General features: G+C 62.7%; 11 protein-coding genes. 6 read left to right on the forward strand and 5 right to left on the reverse strand.

Annotated features, from left to right (window positions below):
• Nucleotides 1-271: 271 nt before the first annotated feature.
• The 4 genes from M2397_RS25905 (at nt 272) to M2397_RS25920 (ending at nt 6,792) form a co-directional block, all read left to right on the forward strand.
• On the forward strand, nt 272-2,662 hold the full coding sequence (locus tag M2397_RS25905) for a hybrid sensor histidine kinase/response regulator (RefSeq protein ID WP_259244720.1): 2,391 nt from the start codon (nt 272-274) through the stop codon (nt 2,660-2,662).
• Nucleotides 2,663-2,761: 99 nt separating this feature from the next.
• The gene (locus M2397_RS25910) at nt 2,762-4,417 is read left to right on the forward strand and encodes an acyl-CoA dehydrogenase family protein (protein WP_259244721.1); all 1,656 of its coding nucleotides are present in this window, start codon (nt 2,762-2,764) and stop codon (nt 4,415-4,417) included.
• Between the two features lie 195 nt (nt 4,418-4,612).
• Complete coding sequence (amn, locus tag M2397_RS25915) at nt 4,613-6,085, forward strand: AMP nucleosidase (protein WP_024077553.1); 1,473 nt, start codon at nt 4,613-4,615, stop codon at nt 6,083-6,085.
• Nucleotides 6,086-6,156: 71 nt separating this feature from the next.
• On the forward strand, nt 6,157-6,792 hold the full coding sequence (locus M2397_RS25920) for a pseudouridine synthase (protein WP_131700118.1): 636 nt from the start codon (nt 6,157-6,159) through the stop codon (nt 6,790-6,792).
• Here M2397_RS25920 and M2397_RS25925 read toward each other — a convergent pair.
• Entirely contained in the window at nt 6,787-6,996 is a 210-nt protein-coding gene (locus M2397_RS25925) for a DUF2788 domain-containing protein (RefSeq protein WP_025999909.1), read from the reverse strand. The genes M2397_RS25920 and M2397_RS25925 overlap by 6 nt on opposite strands.
• 196 nt (nt 6,997-7,192) lie before the next feature.
• The gene (locus M2397_RS25930) at nt 7,193-7,672 is read right to left on the reverse strand and encodes an Lrp/AsnC family transcriptional regulator (protein ID WP_003176264.1); all 480 of its coding nucleotides are present in this window, start codon (nt 7,670-7,672) and stop codon (nt 7,193-7,195) included.
• Nucleotides 7,673-8,102: 430 nt separating this feature from the next.
• Between M2397_RS25930 and M2397_RS25935 the strand changes: the two genes are divergently transcribed.
• Nucleotides 8,103-9,161: a DUF6515 family protein gene (locus M2397_RS25935; protein WP_259244722.1), complete on the forward strand. Its 1,059-nt coding sequence runs from the start codon at nt 8,103-8,105 to the stop codon at nt 9,159-9,161.
• Here the strand turns inward: M2397_RS25935 and M2397_RS25940 are convergent.
• Both M2397_RS25940 and M2397_RS25945 read right to left on the reverse strand, forming a co-directional pair.
• Nucleotides 9,158-10,051 carry a cation diffusion facilitator family transporter gene (locus M2397_RS25940; protein ID WP_131700120.1) on the reverse strand — a complete coding sequence of 298 codons (894 nt, stop codon included), beginning with the start codon at nt 10,049-10,051 and terminating at the stop codon, nt 9,158-9,160. The genes M2397_RS25935 and M2397_RS25940 overlap by 4 nt on opposite strands.
• Nucleotides 10,052-10,060: 9 nt before the next feature.
• Entirely contained in the window at nt 10,061-10,480 is a 420-nt protein-coding gene (locus tag M2397_RS25945; RefSeq protein ID WP_131700121.1) for a polyribonucleotide nucleotidyltransferase, read from the reverse strand.
• Between the two features lie 110 nt (nt 10,481-10,590).
• On the opposite strand from M2397_RS25945, the gene hrpB reads away from it, so the two are divergent.
• Nucleotides 10,591-13,101 carry an ATP-dependent helicase HrpB gene (gene hrpB / locus M2397_RS25950; protein WP_259244723.1) on the forward strand — a complete coding sequence of 837 codons (2,511 nt, stop codon included), beginning with the start codon at nt 10,591-10,593 and terminating at the stop codon, nt 13,099-13,101.
• Nucleotides 13,102-13,177: 76 nt separating this feature from the next.
• On the opposite strand, the gene M2397_RS25955 is transcribed toward hrpB, so the two are convergent.
• Nucleotides 13,178-14,266 (reverse strand): endonuclease/exonuclease/phosphatase family protein, encoded by a 1,089-nt coding sequence (locus tag M2397_RS25955; protein ID WP_131700123.1) that lies wholly within the window; start codon nt 14,264-14,266, stop codon nt 13,178-13,180.
• Nucleotides 14,267-14,271: the final 5 nt, after the last annotated feature.

Raw genomic sequence — 14,271 nt, forward strand, 5'->3', positions numbered from 1 at the left:
TGCGCGAGCTTACCACCAAACGCTTTTGGCGGGGCCTTCGGGCGATGGTTGAATTTTGTCCAAAGAATGACGATTTTTTGGCGCTTTTCTTCTCGCAAAAAGCGCTGAAAGCCTTGTTCTAGAGCGTTAAGGAAAATTATTTCAATGGTGTCCAATGGCCTTTGGTGGCTATGCTAAAGTGGATCCAAACAACTTACTGTACCGCCGGTGTACGTCTTCTCAAAAGGATGGGGGGCTTTTGACATAACCGGACAGGCCACGCTGGGGCTCTATGCGCTATTTGCTGATCTTATTGTTGTGCGGGCTGCCGATGCTCGCCAGCGCCATCGAGTTCAATCAGGACACCCGAAGCCTGCCGCTGGGCCGAGCCATGCAAGTGCTCGAAGACCCGACCGATGCCCTCACCATCGCCGAAGTAAGCTCTCCCGCCTACGCTGCTCAATTCAAGCACCATGACAAAGCCACCCTCAACGCCGGCTATTCGCGCTCGGTGTTCTGGCTCAAGGTCGACCTGCATTACATGGCCAAGGACCCCCGTGCCCCCCGCACCTGGTTCCTGGAGTTGGCTTATCCACCGCTCAATCATCTGGACCTGTACCAGAACGATGGCACCGGCAATTATCGGCTGGCCAGCCGCACCGGCAGTGCGCTGCCTTTTTCCAGTCGTGACGTCAGCCAGAGCAACTATCTGTTCAAGCTCAACTTTGTGCCCAACCAGCAACAGACGCTCTACCTGCGCCTGCAAAGTGAAGGCTCGATCCAGGCGCCGCTGACGCTCTGGTCCGGCACCGCTTACCTGGAGCAACAACCGCTGCGCCTGTCTGTGCTTGGCGTGATCTACGGCGTATTGCTGGGGATGCTGGTCTACAACCTGTTCATCTACCTGAGCGTGCGCGACACCAGCTACCTGTATTACATCCTCTATATCGCCTCGTTTGGCCTGTACCAACTGTCGGTCAATGGCGTGGCCGTGCAGTACTTTTGGCCGAACAACCCGTGGTGGGCGAATGCAGCGGTACCGTTGCTGATCGGTTCGGCGGCGCTGTTCGGCAGCCTGTTCGCCCGTAGCTTCCTGCATACCGCGCAGCACAGCCGCTGGCTCAACCGGGTCTTGCTGACACTGGCGGTATGCGGCGGCGTAGTGATGGCGCTGGCGCTGCTGACCAGCTACGCCCTGGCCTTGCGCCTGGCGACCGGTTTGGCGCTGGTATTCACCGTCACCATCTTCGTCGCCGCCATCAAGGCCTGGTACTGCGGCCAGCGGGTGGCGCGGTATTTCATCATCGCCTGGTCGGCGTTCCTGTTGGGTGGGGTGGTGAATACGCTGATGGTGCTGGGCTACTTGCCCAATGTGTTCCTCACCATGTACGCCAGCCAGATCGGCTCAGCGATTGAAGTGGCGCTGTTATCCCTGGCCCTCGCCGACCGCATCAACGCCATGCGTGAACAACAGGCGCAGATCCTGTTCGATGCCAGCCAGAAGCTCGAAGTGCTCAACCAGCAACTGGCCCGCAGCAACCGTCTTAAGGATGAATTCCTCGCAACCCTGACCCATGAACTGCGCACGCCCATGAACGGTGTGATCGGCTCCCTTGAGCTGATGCAAACGGTACCGTTGGACGACGACCTGACGCAGTACCAGCAAACTGCCGCCGGTTCGGCACGGGACATGATGCGCATGGTCGATGGCATCCTCACACTTACCGAATTGCAGGCCGGCCGCCTGAGTTCCCAGCCTCGGGTGTTCAGCCTGCGCGGCGTGCTCGACACCCTGCGCCAGCAATTCAACGCCAGCGCCCAAGGCAAAGGCCTGGCATTTTCCATCGATGTGGCCGAGGAGCTGCCGGACCGCGTGGTGGGTGACGTCGACAAACTGATCCAGTGCCTGGATTGCTTGCTGGACAACGCTTTCAAGTTCACCCGCGAAGGCTCCGTGCGCCTGCGAGTGGTGGGTGTACCTCACAGTGATGGCGGCGTACGCCTGAGCTTTATTGTTACCGACACCGGTATTGGCTTCGCCTTCCTCGACGAGGCGACCTTGTACCAGCGCTTTTTCCAGCTCGATGGCTCCATGACCCGCGAATACGGCGGCCTGGGTATCGGCCTGGCCATCTGCCGGCAATTGATCGAGCTGTTGGGCGGACGCCTTACCCATCATTCCGAGCCGCACAAGGGCAGCCGCTTCCAGCTGGACGTGAAAGTCAGCCCGGTGCCGCCCGAGGCAAAACCGGCGTCCGACCGGCAACGCGCGCCCCAGGATTGCGCGGTATTGCTGGTGGATGACCACAGCGTCGGCCAGTTGGTGGTGCGCGGCATGTTGCTTAAGTTGGGCTACCGGGTGAAAACCGTGGAGAGCGGTCCGGCGGCGTTGGCGGCCTTGCAGGGGCAAAACTTCGACGCCGTCTTGTTGGATATACCTGAAGGCGGTTTCTCGTTGTGCTGTCAGATTCGTGCACTGCCGGGCTGTGGTGAATTGCCGGTGATCGCCTTGAGTACGTCGCTGAATACGTCTGAGCGCGAGCGCTGCCATGGCATCGGCATCACCGACCGCCTGGCCAAGCCGGTGCGCTTCGAGGCGTTGCAGGCGGTACTGGAACGCCACTTGTTGAGCGCGCTAGAGGGCGAAGGCGCCGGGCATTCGGCGCGTATGCCACTTTTTTAACCCGGATGACGGTGCTTAACTGAAAAAACCGGCCTCAATCGATCTGCGCCTTCATGGGTAGGTGTGCATTCGACAGGGCCTTTTTCCAGGAGGCCCGTCATGAACCTGCATCAGTTCGCCGAAACCCACGACGTCACCAACCAGCCGCCCTCCCTGGACGGCACCAACCTGTACCGCATCGACGTGCCCCTGCAAGACTGGTCGCGGCGCTTTGGCGCCGGCTGGGCGCAGGCGCGCATCGATGCATACGGAGCGTTGGCCGGCGGGCCGCTGATGACGGCCGGGTTCCTGGCCAACCAGAACAAACCGCTGTTCAGCAGCCATGACCGGTATGGGCATCGTATCGATCTGGTGGAGTTTCACCCGGCCTACCATGAGCTGATGCGCACGGCAGTCGAGCATGGCCTGCCGTCGCTGCCGTGGGCCCATCCACAGTCTGGCGCCCATGTGGCGCGCGCAGCCATGACCTACCTGCACAGCCAGGCGGAGGCCGGCACCGGCTGCCCACTGACCATGACCTTCGCCTGTGTCCCGGCCCTGCGCTTGCAACCCGACCTGGCGCAGACCTGGCTGCCGAAAATCCTCAGCACCCAATACGACCCGCGCAATGTCGGCATTGCCCACAAGGCCGGTGTAACCATCGGCATGGCGATGACCGAGAAACAGGGCGGCACCGACGTGCGCGCCAACACCACCCGCGCCTATCCAGTGGGCGCGGGCGGGCCCGGGCAAGCCTATGAGCTGGTGGGCCACAAGTGGTTCTGCTCGGCGCCGATGTGCGATGCCTTCCTGACCCTGGCCCAGACCGACAAAGGCCTGACCTGTTTCCTGCTACCCCGGCACCGCCCGGATGACACCCGCAACGAGTTCTACATCCAGCGCCTGAAAAACAAATTGGGTAACTGCTCCAACGCCTCCAGTGAAGTGGAGTTTCGCGGCGCCCTGGCCTGGATGATCGGCGAAGAGGGGCGTGGCGTGCCGACCATCATCGAGATGGTTGCCATGACGCGTTTCGATTGCATGGTCGGCTCCAGCGCCTTGATGCGCCAGGCGCTGACCCAGGCCAGTCATCATTGCGCCCATCGTCTGGTCGGTGGCCGCGTACTCAGCGAGCAACCTTTGATGCAAAACGTGCTGGCCGACCTGGCCCTGGAAAGCGAAGCCGCGCTGGCCTTGAGCATGCGCATGGGCTGCGCCCTGGACAATCTGGGCGATGAGCGCGAAGCCAAGTTCGCTCGGCTGGTGACGGCGGTGGGCAAGTATTGGATCTGCAAGCGCGCCCCGGCGATGATCAACGAAGCCGCCGAATGCATGGGCGGCGCGGGCTACGTGGAGGACAGCATCCTGCCGCGCTTGTACCGTGAGGCACCGGTGAATTCGACGTGGGAAGGTTCCGGCAATGTGCAATGCCTGGATGTGCTGCGCGCACTGTCCAAGGAGCCCGGCGTGCTGGAAGCGCTGTTTGTCGAACTCGGTGACGGGCATGGTGATAAGCAACTGGCGCGGCATATCGAACACCTGAAGTCGGCGTTCATGGACACCCAGGACATCCAGTACCGCGCTCGGCAGTTGACCGAGGACATCGCCGTGGCGCTGCAGGCCAAGTTGCTGCTGGAAGCCGGTGATGGGGCGGTCAGCGATGGTTTTATTGCCAGCCGTTTGGGCCAGTCGTCTGGCCGCGTCTACGGCACCTTGCCGCGTGGCGTCGATGTCGGGGCCATCGTCGCGCGCTCAAGCCCCAATGTATCTGAATAAACACGGTCCAAATGTGGGAGGGGGCTTGCTCCCGATGGCTGAGTGTCAGTCAGCCTATCTATAAACTGACCCACCGCTATCGGGAGCAAGCCCCCTCCCACAGGGATTGCAGCCATCTTGCGAGGGCACTCCAATTCAAGGTTTGCGTCTGACAGGGATACAGGCAAGATAAAGGCCTGCAAGTCAGAACACAGGATGCTTACCGTGACCGAAGCTTTTGTTGTCGTTCAAACCGCCGAAGAAGCCGTGGATCGGCTGGCGGCCCTGCATGAGCGGGCTACCGGCGCGCTCAATCAAGCCCTCAAGCAGTACCTCAAGGACCGCGTCGAACCCGACGCCGAACAACGCGCGCTGTTTCGCTATCCGGAACTGCGCCTGACTTACCACTGCCACGGTGAAGTCCCACAGACTACCCGGGCGTATGCCAAGGTCCAGTTACCGGGGACCTACAGCGTTACCGTTACTCATCCGGCGGCGTTTCGTAAGTATTTGCTGGAACAACTGGTGCCGCTGATGCACGACTTTACCGTGACGGTGGAAGTGGGCGTCAGCCAGCAGAACATTCCGTACCCGTACGTGGTGGAGCAGGGCGACGAACTGGCCGGCTCCGGTGTGACCGCCGCGACCTTGGCGCGCGTGTTCCCCAGCACCGACCTGTCGGCCGCCACCGACGGCATCGCCGATGGCCTGTACGACTGGGAAAACACCGATCCGCTGCCCCTGGCGCTATTCGATGCAGCGCGCGTGGACTTTTCCCTGCGTCGGCTGGTGCATTACACCGGCAGCGACTGGCGCCATGTGCAGCCGTGGATCCTGCTGACCAACTATCACCGCTATGTCGACCAGTTCATCCTGCATGGCCTGGAACAATTGCGCAGCGACCCGCGTTTTATCCGCATGGTGCTGCCGGGCAATGTGATCATCGACAAGAGCATGGACCACGGTGAAGCGTCGGCGATTGCCGCGGGCGTGGTGTGGCACCGCTACCAAATGCCGGCCTATCACCTGCAGGCCAGCGATGGCCACGGTGTGACCCTGGTGAACATCGGTGTCGGCCCGTCCAACGCCAAGAACATCACCGATCACCTGGCGGTGCTGCGTCCACACTGCTGGCTGATGATTGGCCACTGTGGCGGCCTGCGCCAATCCCAGACCATCGGCGACTACGTACTGGCCCACGCCTATATGCGCCGCGACGGGATTCTCGACCGCGTGGTACCGCCGAACATCCCGATCCCGGCCCTGGCTGAAGTGCAGATGGCCTTGCAGCAGGCGGCGGCGAATGTCACCGGTGAGAAAGGCGAAGAGCTGAAAAAACGCCTGCGTACCGGCACCGTGCTGACCTACGACGACCGCAACTGGGAGCTGCGCTGGGCCCAGGAACGGCCGTTGATCAACCTGTCCCGCGCCGTGGCGGTGGACATGGAAAGCGGCACCATCGCCGCCCAGGGCTATCGCTTGCGCGTACCGTACGGCACGTTGTTGTGTGTGTCGGACAAGCCGCTGCACAGCGAGATCAAGCTGCCGGGGTCGGCCAACGCGTTCTACGAACGTGCGGTCAGCCAGCACTTGAAGATCGGCATCGAGGCGGTCGACCTGTTGCGCACCGAACTCAACTCGTTGCACTCGCGCAAGCTGCGCAGCTTCGACGAGCCGCCGTTCCGCTAAGCGGTTGGGATGGTCATTTAGCGGTCAGGCCACTAGCATTGTCGGTCCTGACCGTTAGATGTTCCTTTGCCATGTCCCGTCCCACCCGTCCCGATTCGCGCCGCCCCGGTGTGAAACCTCCGTATTCTGCTGCGCGCCGTGTTGCCAAGGCGCCGCCGGCCGAGCCGAAGTTGATCCTGTTCAATAAACCTTTCGATGTGCTGACCCAGTTCAGCGACGAGGGCGGGCGGGCGACGCTCAAGGACTTTATCGACATCCCCGGCATTTACCCGGCCGGTCGCCTGGACCGTGACAGCGAAGGCCTGTTGCTGCTGACCAACGATGGCCAGTTGCAGGCGCGTATTGCCGACCCCAAGCACAAGCTGGCGAAAACCTACTGGGTGCAGGTGGAAGGCGAACCCACCGAAGCATTGCTGCAACGCCTGCGCGATGGGGTAGAACTCAACGATGGCAAAACCTTGCCCGCCGAGGCCCGGCGTTTGGATGAGCCCGAGTTATGGCCGCGCAACCCGCCGGTGCGCTTTCGCAAAAACCTACCGACGTACTGGCTTGAACTGGTGATTCGAGAGGGACGTAACCGCCAGGTGCGGCGCATGACCGCCGCCGTGGGCCTGCCGACCTTGCGTCTGGTGCGGGTGCGCATTGGCGATTGGACAATCGACGGCCTGGACCAAGGCCAATGGAAGGAAGTACCCGCGCGTTTATAAAGCGCCGGACTCGATGAGGCCGATCACCACGCTCTTGATGATGAACGCGGCCACGCCCAGGCCCAGCACGAAAAACAGGATGAACGAACCAAAGCGCCCGGCCTTGGATTTCTTCGCCAGGTCCCAGACGATAAAGCCCATGAAAATGATCAGGATAGTGACCAGGCCGGTCATCATCCATTCTTCGAACAGGGCGGGGTCGATGTTGTTCATGGGCTCTTCCAACGGGGCAGGCGGCAAGTATACGGCAGCGTCACAGGTGCAACATTGACCTGGATCGAAGTGCGTTCCAAATGTGGGAGGGGGCTTGCTCCCGATGGCGGTGTGTCAGTCAGCTAATCTGTGGCTGACACACCGTCATCGGGAGCAAGCCCCCTCCCACAGTTGACCTTCACCGATCTTAAGTGCGCAGGTGGGTCAGTGGCAGCTCGGTGCTGTTCAATACCTGGTTCAGCACAAAGCTCGAGCGCACGCTGGTCACGCCTTCGATCCGAGTGAGGTGGCCCAGCAGCAGTTTCTGATAGTGGTCCATGTCCGGCACCACCACTTTCAACTGATAGTCCGCATCCATCCCGGTGACCAGGCTGCATTCCAGCACCTGGGGCAGGGTGCGGATGGCCGCTTCGAAGTTCTCGAAACGCTCGGGGGTGTGGCGGTCCATGCCGATCAGCACATAGGCGGTGAGGCTCAGGCCGAGCATCTTGCGGTCGAGCAGGGCGACCTGGCGCGAGATGTAGCCGTCGTCTTCCAACTGCTTGACCCGGCGCGAGCAGGGCGAAGGCGACAGGCCGATGCGCTCGGCCAACTCCTGGTTGGAGATCCTCGCGTCGCGCTGCAATTCCGCCAAAATACTCAGGTCGTATCGGTCAAGCTTGCTCATCGGGTTGGCCTTTGTCGTAACTATTGCGGTGAATTATCCATGAAGGGTTAAAAATTGCGCAAGCACTGTTTATTGACGCAATCTTCGCAATCATCTGTCGGGCGCGGGCCTGTATCTTTATCAACAGAATCACCGCCTGGACAATAGTCCACAGCAGCTCGCCCAATCAGGCGCGCTGCGGCCGCCACCCCAGCAGGGTTGAGCCGGCCTCCAGGCTGCACACTGTCCACAAGGCGGCGTGAGGTGAGCCAACGTCAAAAGCGTTGAGCATGGACGAAGTTCTCAAGGGGTGGCCGACGGGTCACCCCTTTTCTTTTGCCTTAAGAAAATTGTTCTTGTGACTGATAACCTGTCTCAGAACCGGGCGAGGCTTTTCCAGTCTCATCTATGAGGCCGGACCTTCCAGGCCCTATCCGCAGTGAGGAATAGCATGAAGCGCATCTGGCGTATGGCAGGTGTAGGTTTGCTGATGGTCACCGTCGGCACGCAAGTGATGGCCGAAGACCCACGCCCTGAAGGGGGCGGCCAGCATGAAAGAGGGCCGGAGGGCGGTCGGCAAGGTCAAGGTAACGAACAACCGCGCCCGCAAAATAACCAACCGCGCCCGCAGCCCCAGAACAATCAACCACGGCCGGAAAACAATCAGCCGCGTCCACAGAACCCGCATTTTGATCGCGCCGAGCAACAACACGGTGGCGGTCAGTGGCAAGGTCGCCCGCAAGGTGCCGAACAGCCTCGGCCAGCCCCGCAGCCTGCGAATAACCTGCCGATCCAGGGTCGCCCCGATACCGTGCGTCAGACCCAGGAACCGCGTCAGGGTTACTACCGTGACATTCCTCGACGCAACGACGACAACCGGAATTGGGAGGCCGGTGGCCCAGGTTCGCGGCCGGGCTACAACGGGCATCCCAACGACAACCGCTGGCCAGGTCGCCCCGATGGGCATGGCAACGGCTGGGGCCCCGGCCCGCAGTATCGGCCCGGTTATACCGTCGACCGCTTCCCCGACCGCAATTACCGCGTGCCGTACCGTGGCCAGGATTACTTCTTCTCCGGCGGCTACTGGTACCGCCCCCAAGGCCCGCGCTATGTGGTCGTGGCGCCGCCGTATGGTATCCGCGTGCATTACCTGCCCGACTATGCGCGCGAAGTGTGGGTAGGTGGCTCGCTGTTGTTCCTGGCCGCCGGCGCCTACTACGCCTACGAACAAAGCACCCAGCAATACGTGGTGGTGCAACCGCCGACGCAAGTGCCGGCGCCGCAGCCAGCACCGCAAGGCAATGGCTATGACGTGGTGGCCTATCCCACCAACGGGCAGTCACCGGCGCAAGTGCAGCAGGACGGTTACGACTGTTATCGCTGGGCGGTGCAACAAAGCGGCTTCGACCCGCAGGCGGTCACCTACGCCCCTGACCCGGCGGTGGTGCAAACCTACCGCCAGGCCCAGGGCAACTGCCTGAGCAGTCGCGGGTATCAGGTGCAGTACTAGGCCTTGGCGCCCGTGACCACTTCTCGCGGGTCGGCGTGCACCAGCACTTCGGCGCGCGGGTAGGCTGCGTGAATGGCATCGGCGGCCTGGTCGCTGATGCCGTGGGCCACTGACAACGTCAACTCCCCCGGCAACTCCAGGTGCAACTGCACAAACCAGTGGTTGCCCGAGATGCGCGTGCGCAAGTCATGGGCACCCAGCACCCCCGGCACGCCTCGCGCCAGTTCCAGCATGTGCTGGCTGACGTCCGGCGGCAGTTCCTCGTCCATCAACACCGCAAAGCTTTCCTTGGCGATGTGGATCGCGCTCCACAAAATGTAGGCAGCGATGCCCAGGCCGAACCAGGCGTCGACCTGATGAAAGCCCATGCCCGCCAGCACCAGCGCCACCAGGATGCTGCCGTTGAGCAGCAAGTCTGAGCGATAGTGCAACGAGTCCGCCCGCACGGCATTGGAGCCGGTTTCGCGCACAACCCGGTGTTGCAGCATCAGCAGCGCCACGGTCAGCACCAGGGAAAACACGATCACCCCAATGCTCAGCCACGGCGCGCCGACCGGTTCCGGATGCTGCATACGCTCGTACGCCTGTAAGGCGATCAACACCGCGCTGCCACCAATGAACAACGCCTGGGCCATGCCCGCCAGCGACTCTGCCTTGCCATGGCCGTAACGGTGATCGTCATCGGCCGGGCGCAGGGCGTAATGCACTGCCAGCAGGTTCAGCAGCGAGGTCACGCCATCGAGCAGTGAGTCGGTCAACCCGGCGAGCATGCTCACCGAGCCGCTGAGCCACCAGGCGATGGCCTTTGTAACGATCAGCGCACAGGCCACGCCCACCGAGGCGCGGGTGGCCAGGCGTAACAGGCGGGCGTGTTCGGGACTGCTGGTCATAAACGTTCCTTAGCCGGCGGGTTGCAGGCCCAGGGACGCCAGTTGTTGCACGCTGCCCTTGAACTGGATCATGCGCGGGTCGTCCAGCGGCAGGGTGCGGCCGGTTTCCTTCTGGATGATGCTTTGCAGCTTGGCGTTGTCGACCTTGCCGTCGGCGCCGATGGCTTCGTGGAGTTTTTCCGGGGCGACCTGGGCAGTCTTGCCGGGTTCGAAATAGATCGCGCCCGTGGCGAAGTCGACGCCGAACGCGATCAAGCCAGGGATCACGTAGAACAACAGGCCTACGGCATCGAGCACGGCAATGGTCGGGTCGATCTTGCCGTCGATCTGGCCACGGCGGTCCGGGTAGAAAATCGAACCGCAGGCCGTCAGTTGGCTCAGCAGGGTGATGGCGAGGACACCGCCGATGACACGGGAAGCGATACGCATGGAGACTCTCCTGAACACGGTTGATACGGGACTATATAGCACTGCCATTGAGACCAGCGTCGGCATCCGGCAGTTCGCCGTTATACTCGCCGCTCTGCTTTGGAGCCAGTATGAATTCGTTGCCGATCGATGATGTTTTACCCGCCCTGCGTGACGCCTTGGCGAATCGCCATGAAGCCGTGCTGGAAGCGCCGCCCGGCGCCGGTAAAACCACCCGCGTACCCTTGGCCTTGTTGAATGAGCCTTGGCTGGCCGGGCAGACCATCCTGATGCTCGAACCCCGGCGTTTGGCCGCTCGCGCCGCCGCGGAACGCTTGGCCAGCGAACTGGGGGAGAAAGTCGGTGAGACCGTCGGCTATCGCATCCGCCTCGACAGCAAAGTCGGGCCCACTACGCGTATCGAAGTGGTCACCGAAGGCATCCTCACCCGCCGCCTGCAGGACGACCCGGCACTGGACGGTGTGGGCCTGCTGATCTTCGACGAATTCCACGAGCGCAGCCTCGACGCCGACCTGGCACTGGCCCTGAGCCTGAACGGCCGCGATGTGTTTCGCGACGAGCAACCGCTGAAAATCCTGCTGATGTCCGCCACCCTCGAAGGCGAGCGCCTGGCCCGCCTATTGGACGACGCGCCGATCCTGCGCAGCGAGGGGCGCATGTTCCCGGTGCAGATGCGCTGGGGGCGGCCGTACCAGCCGGGTGAATTCATCGAGCCGCGCGTGGTGCAAACCATTCTGGAAGCCCTGCACGATGAAACCGGCAGCGTGCTGGTGTTCCTGCCGGGCCAGGCGGAAATTCGCCGGGTCAACCAGCAACTGGCCGACGCCCTGGGGAATAGCCCTGACGTGTTGCTCTGCCCGCTGCATGGCGAACTGGACCTCAACGCCCAGCGCGCAGCCATCGATCCTGCCCCTGCCGGTAAACGCAAAGTGGTGCTCGCCACCAACATTGCCGAGACCAGCCTGACCATCAACGGCGTGCGCGTGGTAATCGATGCCGGGTTGGCGCGGGTGCCGCGTTTCGACCCCGGCAGCGGCATGACCCGCCTCGACACCCAGCGCATCTCCCGCGCCAGCGCCACCCAGCGCGCGGGCCGGGCCGGGCGATTGGAGCCGGGGGTGTGTTACCGGTTGTGGTCCGAAGACCAGCATGAAGGGCTGGCCGCGTATGGCAGTGCGGAAATCCTTGCGGCCGACCTGGCAGGGTTGGCCTTGCAGCTGGCGCGCTGGGGCGTCACGCCCACGCAGCTCGTGTGGCTCGACGTACCACCGACCGCTGCGTATGCCCAGGCCCAGGACTTGCTGGTGCGCCTCGGGGCTTTGAATGAAGAAAGACTCACGGCTCATGGCCAGAAGATGGCCGAGTTGCCGGCCCATCCACGCATCGCCCATTTACTGCTGCGCGGCCAGGACCTGGGGCTTGCGGCCACCGCCTGTGATGTCGCTGCACTGTTGGGCGAGCGCGATATTTTGCGCGGTGGCGGCGCGGATCTGCACAGCCGCCTGGCGCTGATGTCCGGCGAAGAGCGTGCGCGCGGTACTCAAGGTGGCGTGCAGCGCGCCAAGCAACTGGCGCGGCAATACCGTGGCTATTTGAGAGGCCAGGCGACCCGGCCGGTAGCCGACCCCGACCACCCGCGCTGGCTCGGTGCGTTGCTGGCGCTGGCCTACCCGGACCGTGTCGCCCAGCAACGCCGCCCCGGTGGTGCCGAATACCGTTTGGCCAACGGCCGCGCCGCGCTGTTCGCCGAGGCCGACAGCCTGATGAAACAACCTTGGCTGGTGATCGCCGACCTCGGCAGCCGCCAGGGCCAGCGCGAAGAACGCATCTACCTCGCGGCAGATTTTGACCCGACGCTGTTCGACACGGTCCTCGCCGAGCAAGTGCGCAACGTCGACCAACTGGACTGGGACGAGCGCGAAGGCGTGCTGCGCGCCGAACGCCAGCGCAAAGTCGGCGAACTGGTGCTCAGCCGCGAACCGCTCACTGGTCTCGACGAATCCGCACGCAGCCAGGCGCTGGTCAACCTGGTGCGGCGCAAAGGTCTGGAGCTGCTGCCCTGGACCCCTGAACTGCGCCAATGGCAATCCCGCGTCCTGCTGCTGCGCCAGTTGGACGCCGGCAAAAGCAGCGAATGGCCCGATGTCAGCGACAGCGCCTTGCTCGCCGGCCTGGAGCACTGGCTGATGCCCTACCTGGGCAAAGTCTCGCGCCTGAGCCATTTCGCCAACCTGGATATTTCCAGCTACCTGCACAACCTGTTGCCCTGGCCGCTGCCCCAACGCCTGGACGAGCTGGCGCCGCAGCATGTGAAAGTGCCGTCTGGCTCATCGGTGCGTTTGGACTACAGCGAACATCCGCCGATCCTGGCGGTGCGCTTGCAGGAACTGTTCGGCCTGGCCGACACCCCGCGCATTGCCGGCGGGCGCCAGGTGGTGAAGTTGCACCTATTGTCGCCGGCGCGGCGGCCGGTGCAGGTGACGCAGGATCTGGCGAACTTCTGGCGCAGTACCTATGCCGAAGTGAAGAAGGATCTGAAGGGCAGGTATCCCAAGCATTACTGGCCGGATGATCCGCTGATAGCCGAGCCGACCGCGCGGATCAAACCCCGAAAGTCGTAACGCTAAGGATCCAAATGTGGGAGGGAGCAAGTCGAATCGTCGCACCGCCCCTCCCACATTAATCTTGTTGTGTGGGTTATTGCGCGGCGGGCAGCAGGAACCGTGCAATCACCGGCAAATGGTTGGAAATACGCAACGTATCCTCCTGCCTAACCTTGGCCTCCACCCGCTTGATTCGCGGGCTGTAGAACAGGTAATCCAGGGTGCGATCCGGGCCATCGATGCTCGGATCGTTGGGGAAATGCGTCAGCCATTTCTCACGATCAATCCCGCTGGATTGGCTGTTGCTCGGGATCATCGGGTACTTGTCCCACAGTAAGTGCAGCTCACTGTCCGGCGAATACTGCCCACGCTTACCCGCATCCAAACGCAGGAATTGCCCCAGTGGCAGCAGGTTGAAATCACCGCCGATCAGCCAGGGCGTGCCACGGCCTTCGAATTTATCCAGCAGCTTCACTGTCGTTTGCACCTGCTCCTGCACCGCACTGCGCCCAGGTGCATCACCGTCCAGGCGGGTGTTGAGCACGGCCAGTTGGCCGCCATCGCTCAGTGGCAGGTAGGTCAGCAGCAAGGCCGGCTTGGGTTGGAACTGGCGGCTGATGATATTGGCCTCGGGCGCCGGCAATTGCAGGCGCTCGGCGTGTTCGATCTGATAGCGGCTCAGGGTCGCCAGCTTGCGGCCCACGCTGCCGAAGATATGCCGGTCGGGTACGAAGTCGGCTTTCCAGTCGAACGCCTGGGCGCTGCACGGGTAGAGGTCGACCAGGCGCTCCTGCAAAAGCGCTAGCTGGTCCTGGTAGTGGGAAGGCTTGGCGTTTTCGTCGAGTTCCTGCAACAGCAGGATGTCGGGCTGTTCGTCACGAATCACCCGCGCCACTTCGTCGAGGCTGACGGCCATGTCTTCGACGGTAGGTCGTTCGTCCGGGCCGCTGCCGTCGGCGGTGTCGTACCAGAACACGTAGTTCTTGCCCGCCAGGTATTGCACGTTCCAGGTCATGACCTTGAGTGCCTGCCCTGGCAACAGGGTCGGCGCACGGGGCGCGACGCAACTGACGGGCAGGGTTTCCTTGGCGGCGGGGCGCCAGGTGAGGCTGTAGATCAGGGCCGTCAGCAGGCCCGCAACGATCAGCAGGCCCAGCAGGGTGATGCGCAATAAACGGGTCATCGGCT

Source organism: Pseudomonas sp. BIGb0381 (genome assembly GCF_024809815.1).
GTDB lineage: Bacteria > Pseudomonadota > Gammaproteobacteria > Pseudomonadales > Pseudomonadaceae > Aquipseudomonas.

Excerpts from the sequence above, each read along its gene's own strand:
- M2397_RS25905 (WP_259244720.1), top strand. The coding sequence starts at position 272 with ATGCGCTATTTGCTGATCTTATTGTTGTGCGGGCTGCCGATGCTCGCC.
- M2397_RS25910 (WP_259244721.1), top strand. The coding sequence starts at position 2,762 with ATGAACCTGCATCAGTTCGCCGAAACCCACGACGTCACCAACCAGCCG.
- amn (WP_024077553.1), top strand. The coding sequence starts at position 4,613 with ATGCTTACCGTGACCGAAGCTTTTGTTGTCGTTCAAACCGCCGAAGAA.
- M2397_RS25920 (WP_131700118.1), top strand. The coding sequence starts at position 6,157 with ATGTCCCGTCCCACCCGTCCCGATTCGCGCCGCCCCGGTGTGAAACCT.
- M2397_RS25930 (WP_003176264.1), bottom strand. The coding sequence starts at position 7,672 with ATGAGCAAGCTTGACCGATACGACCTGAGTATTTTGGCGGAATTGCAG.
- M2397_RS25935 (WP_259244722.1), top strand. The coding sequence starts at position 8,103 with ATGAAGCGCATCTGGCGTATGGCAGGTGTAGGTTTGCTGATGGTCACC.
- M2397_RS25940 (WP_131700120.1), bottom strand. The coding sequence starts at position 10,051 with ATGACCAGCAGTCCCGAACACGCCCGCCTGTTACGCCTGGCCACCCGC.
- M2397_RS25945 (WP_131700121.1), bottom strand. The coding sequence starts at position 10,480 with ATGCGTATCGCTTCCCGTGTCATCGGCGGTGTCCTCGCCATCACCCTG.
- hrpB (WP_259244723.1), top strand. The coding sequence starts at position 10,591 with ATGAATTCGTTGCCGATCGATGATGTTTTACCCGCCCTGCGTGACGCC.
- M2397_RS25955 (WP_131700123.1), bottom strand. The coding sequence starts at position 14,266 with ATGACCCGTTTATTGCGCATCACCCTGCTGGGCCTGCTGATCGTTGCG.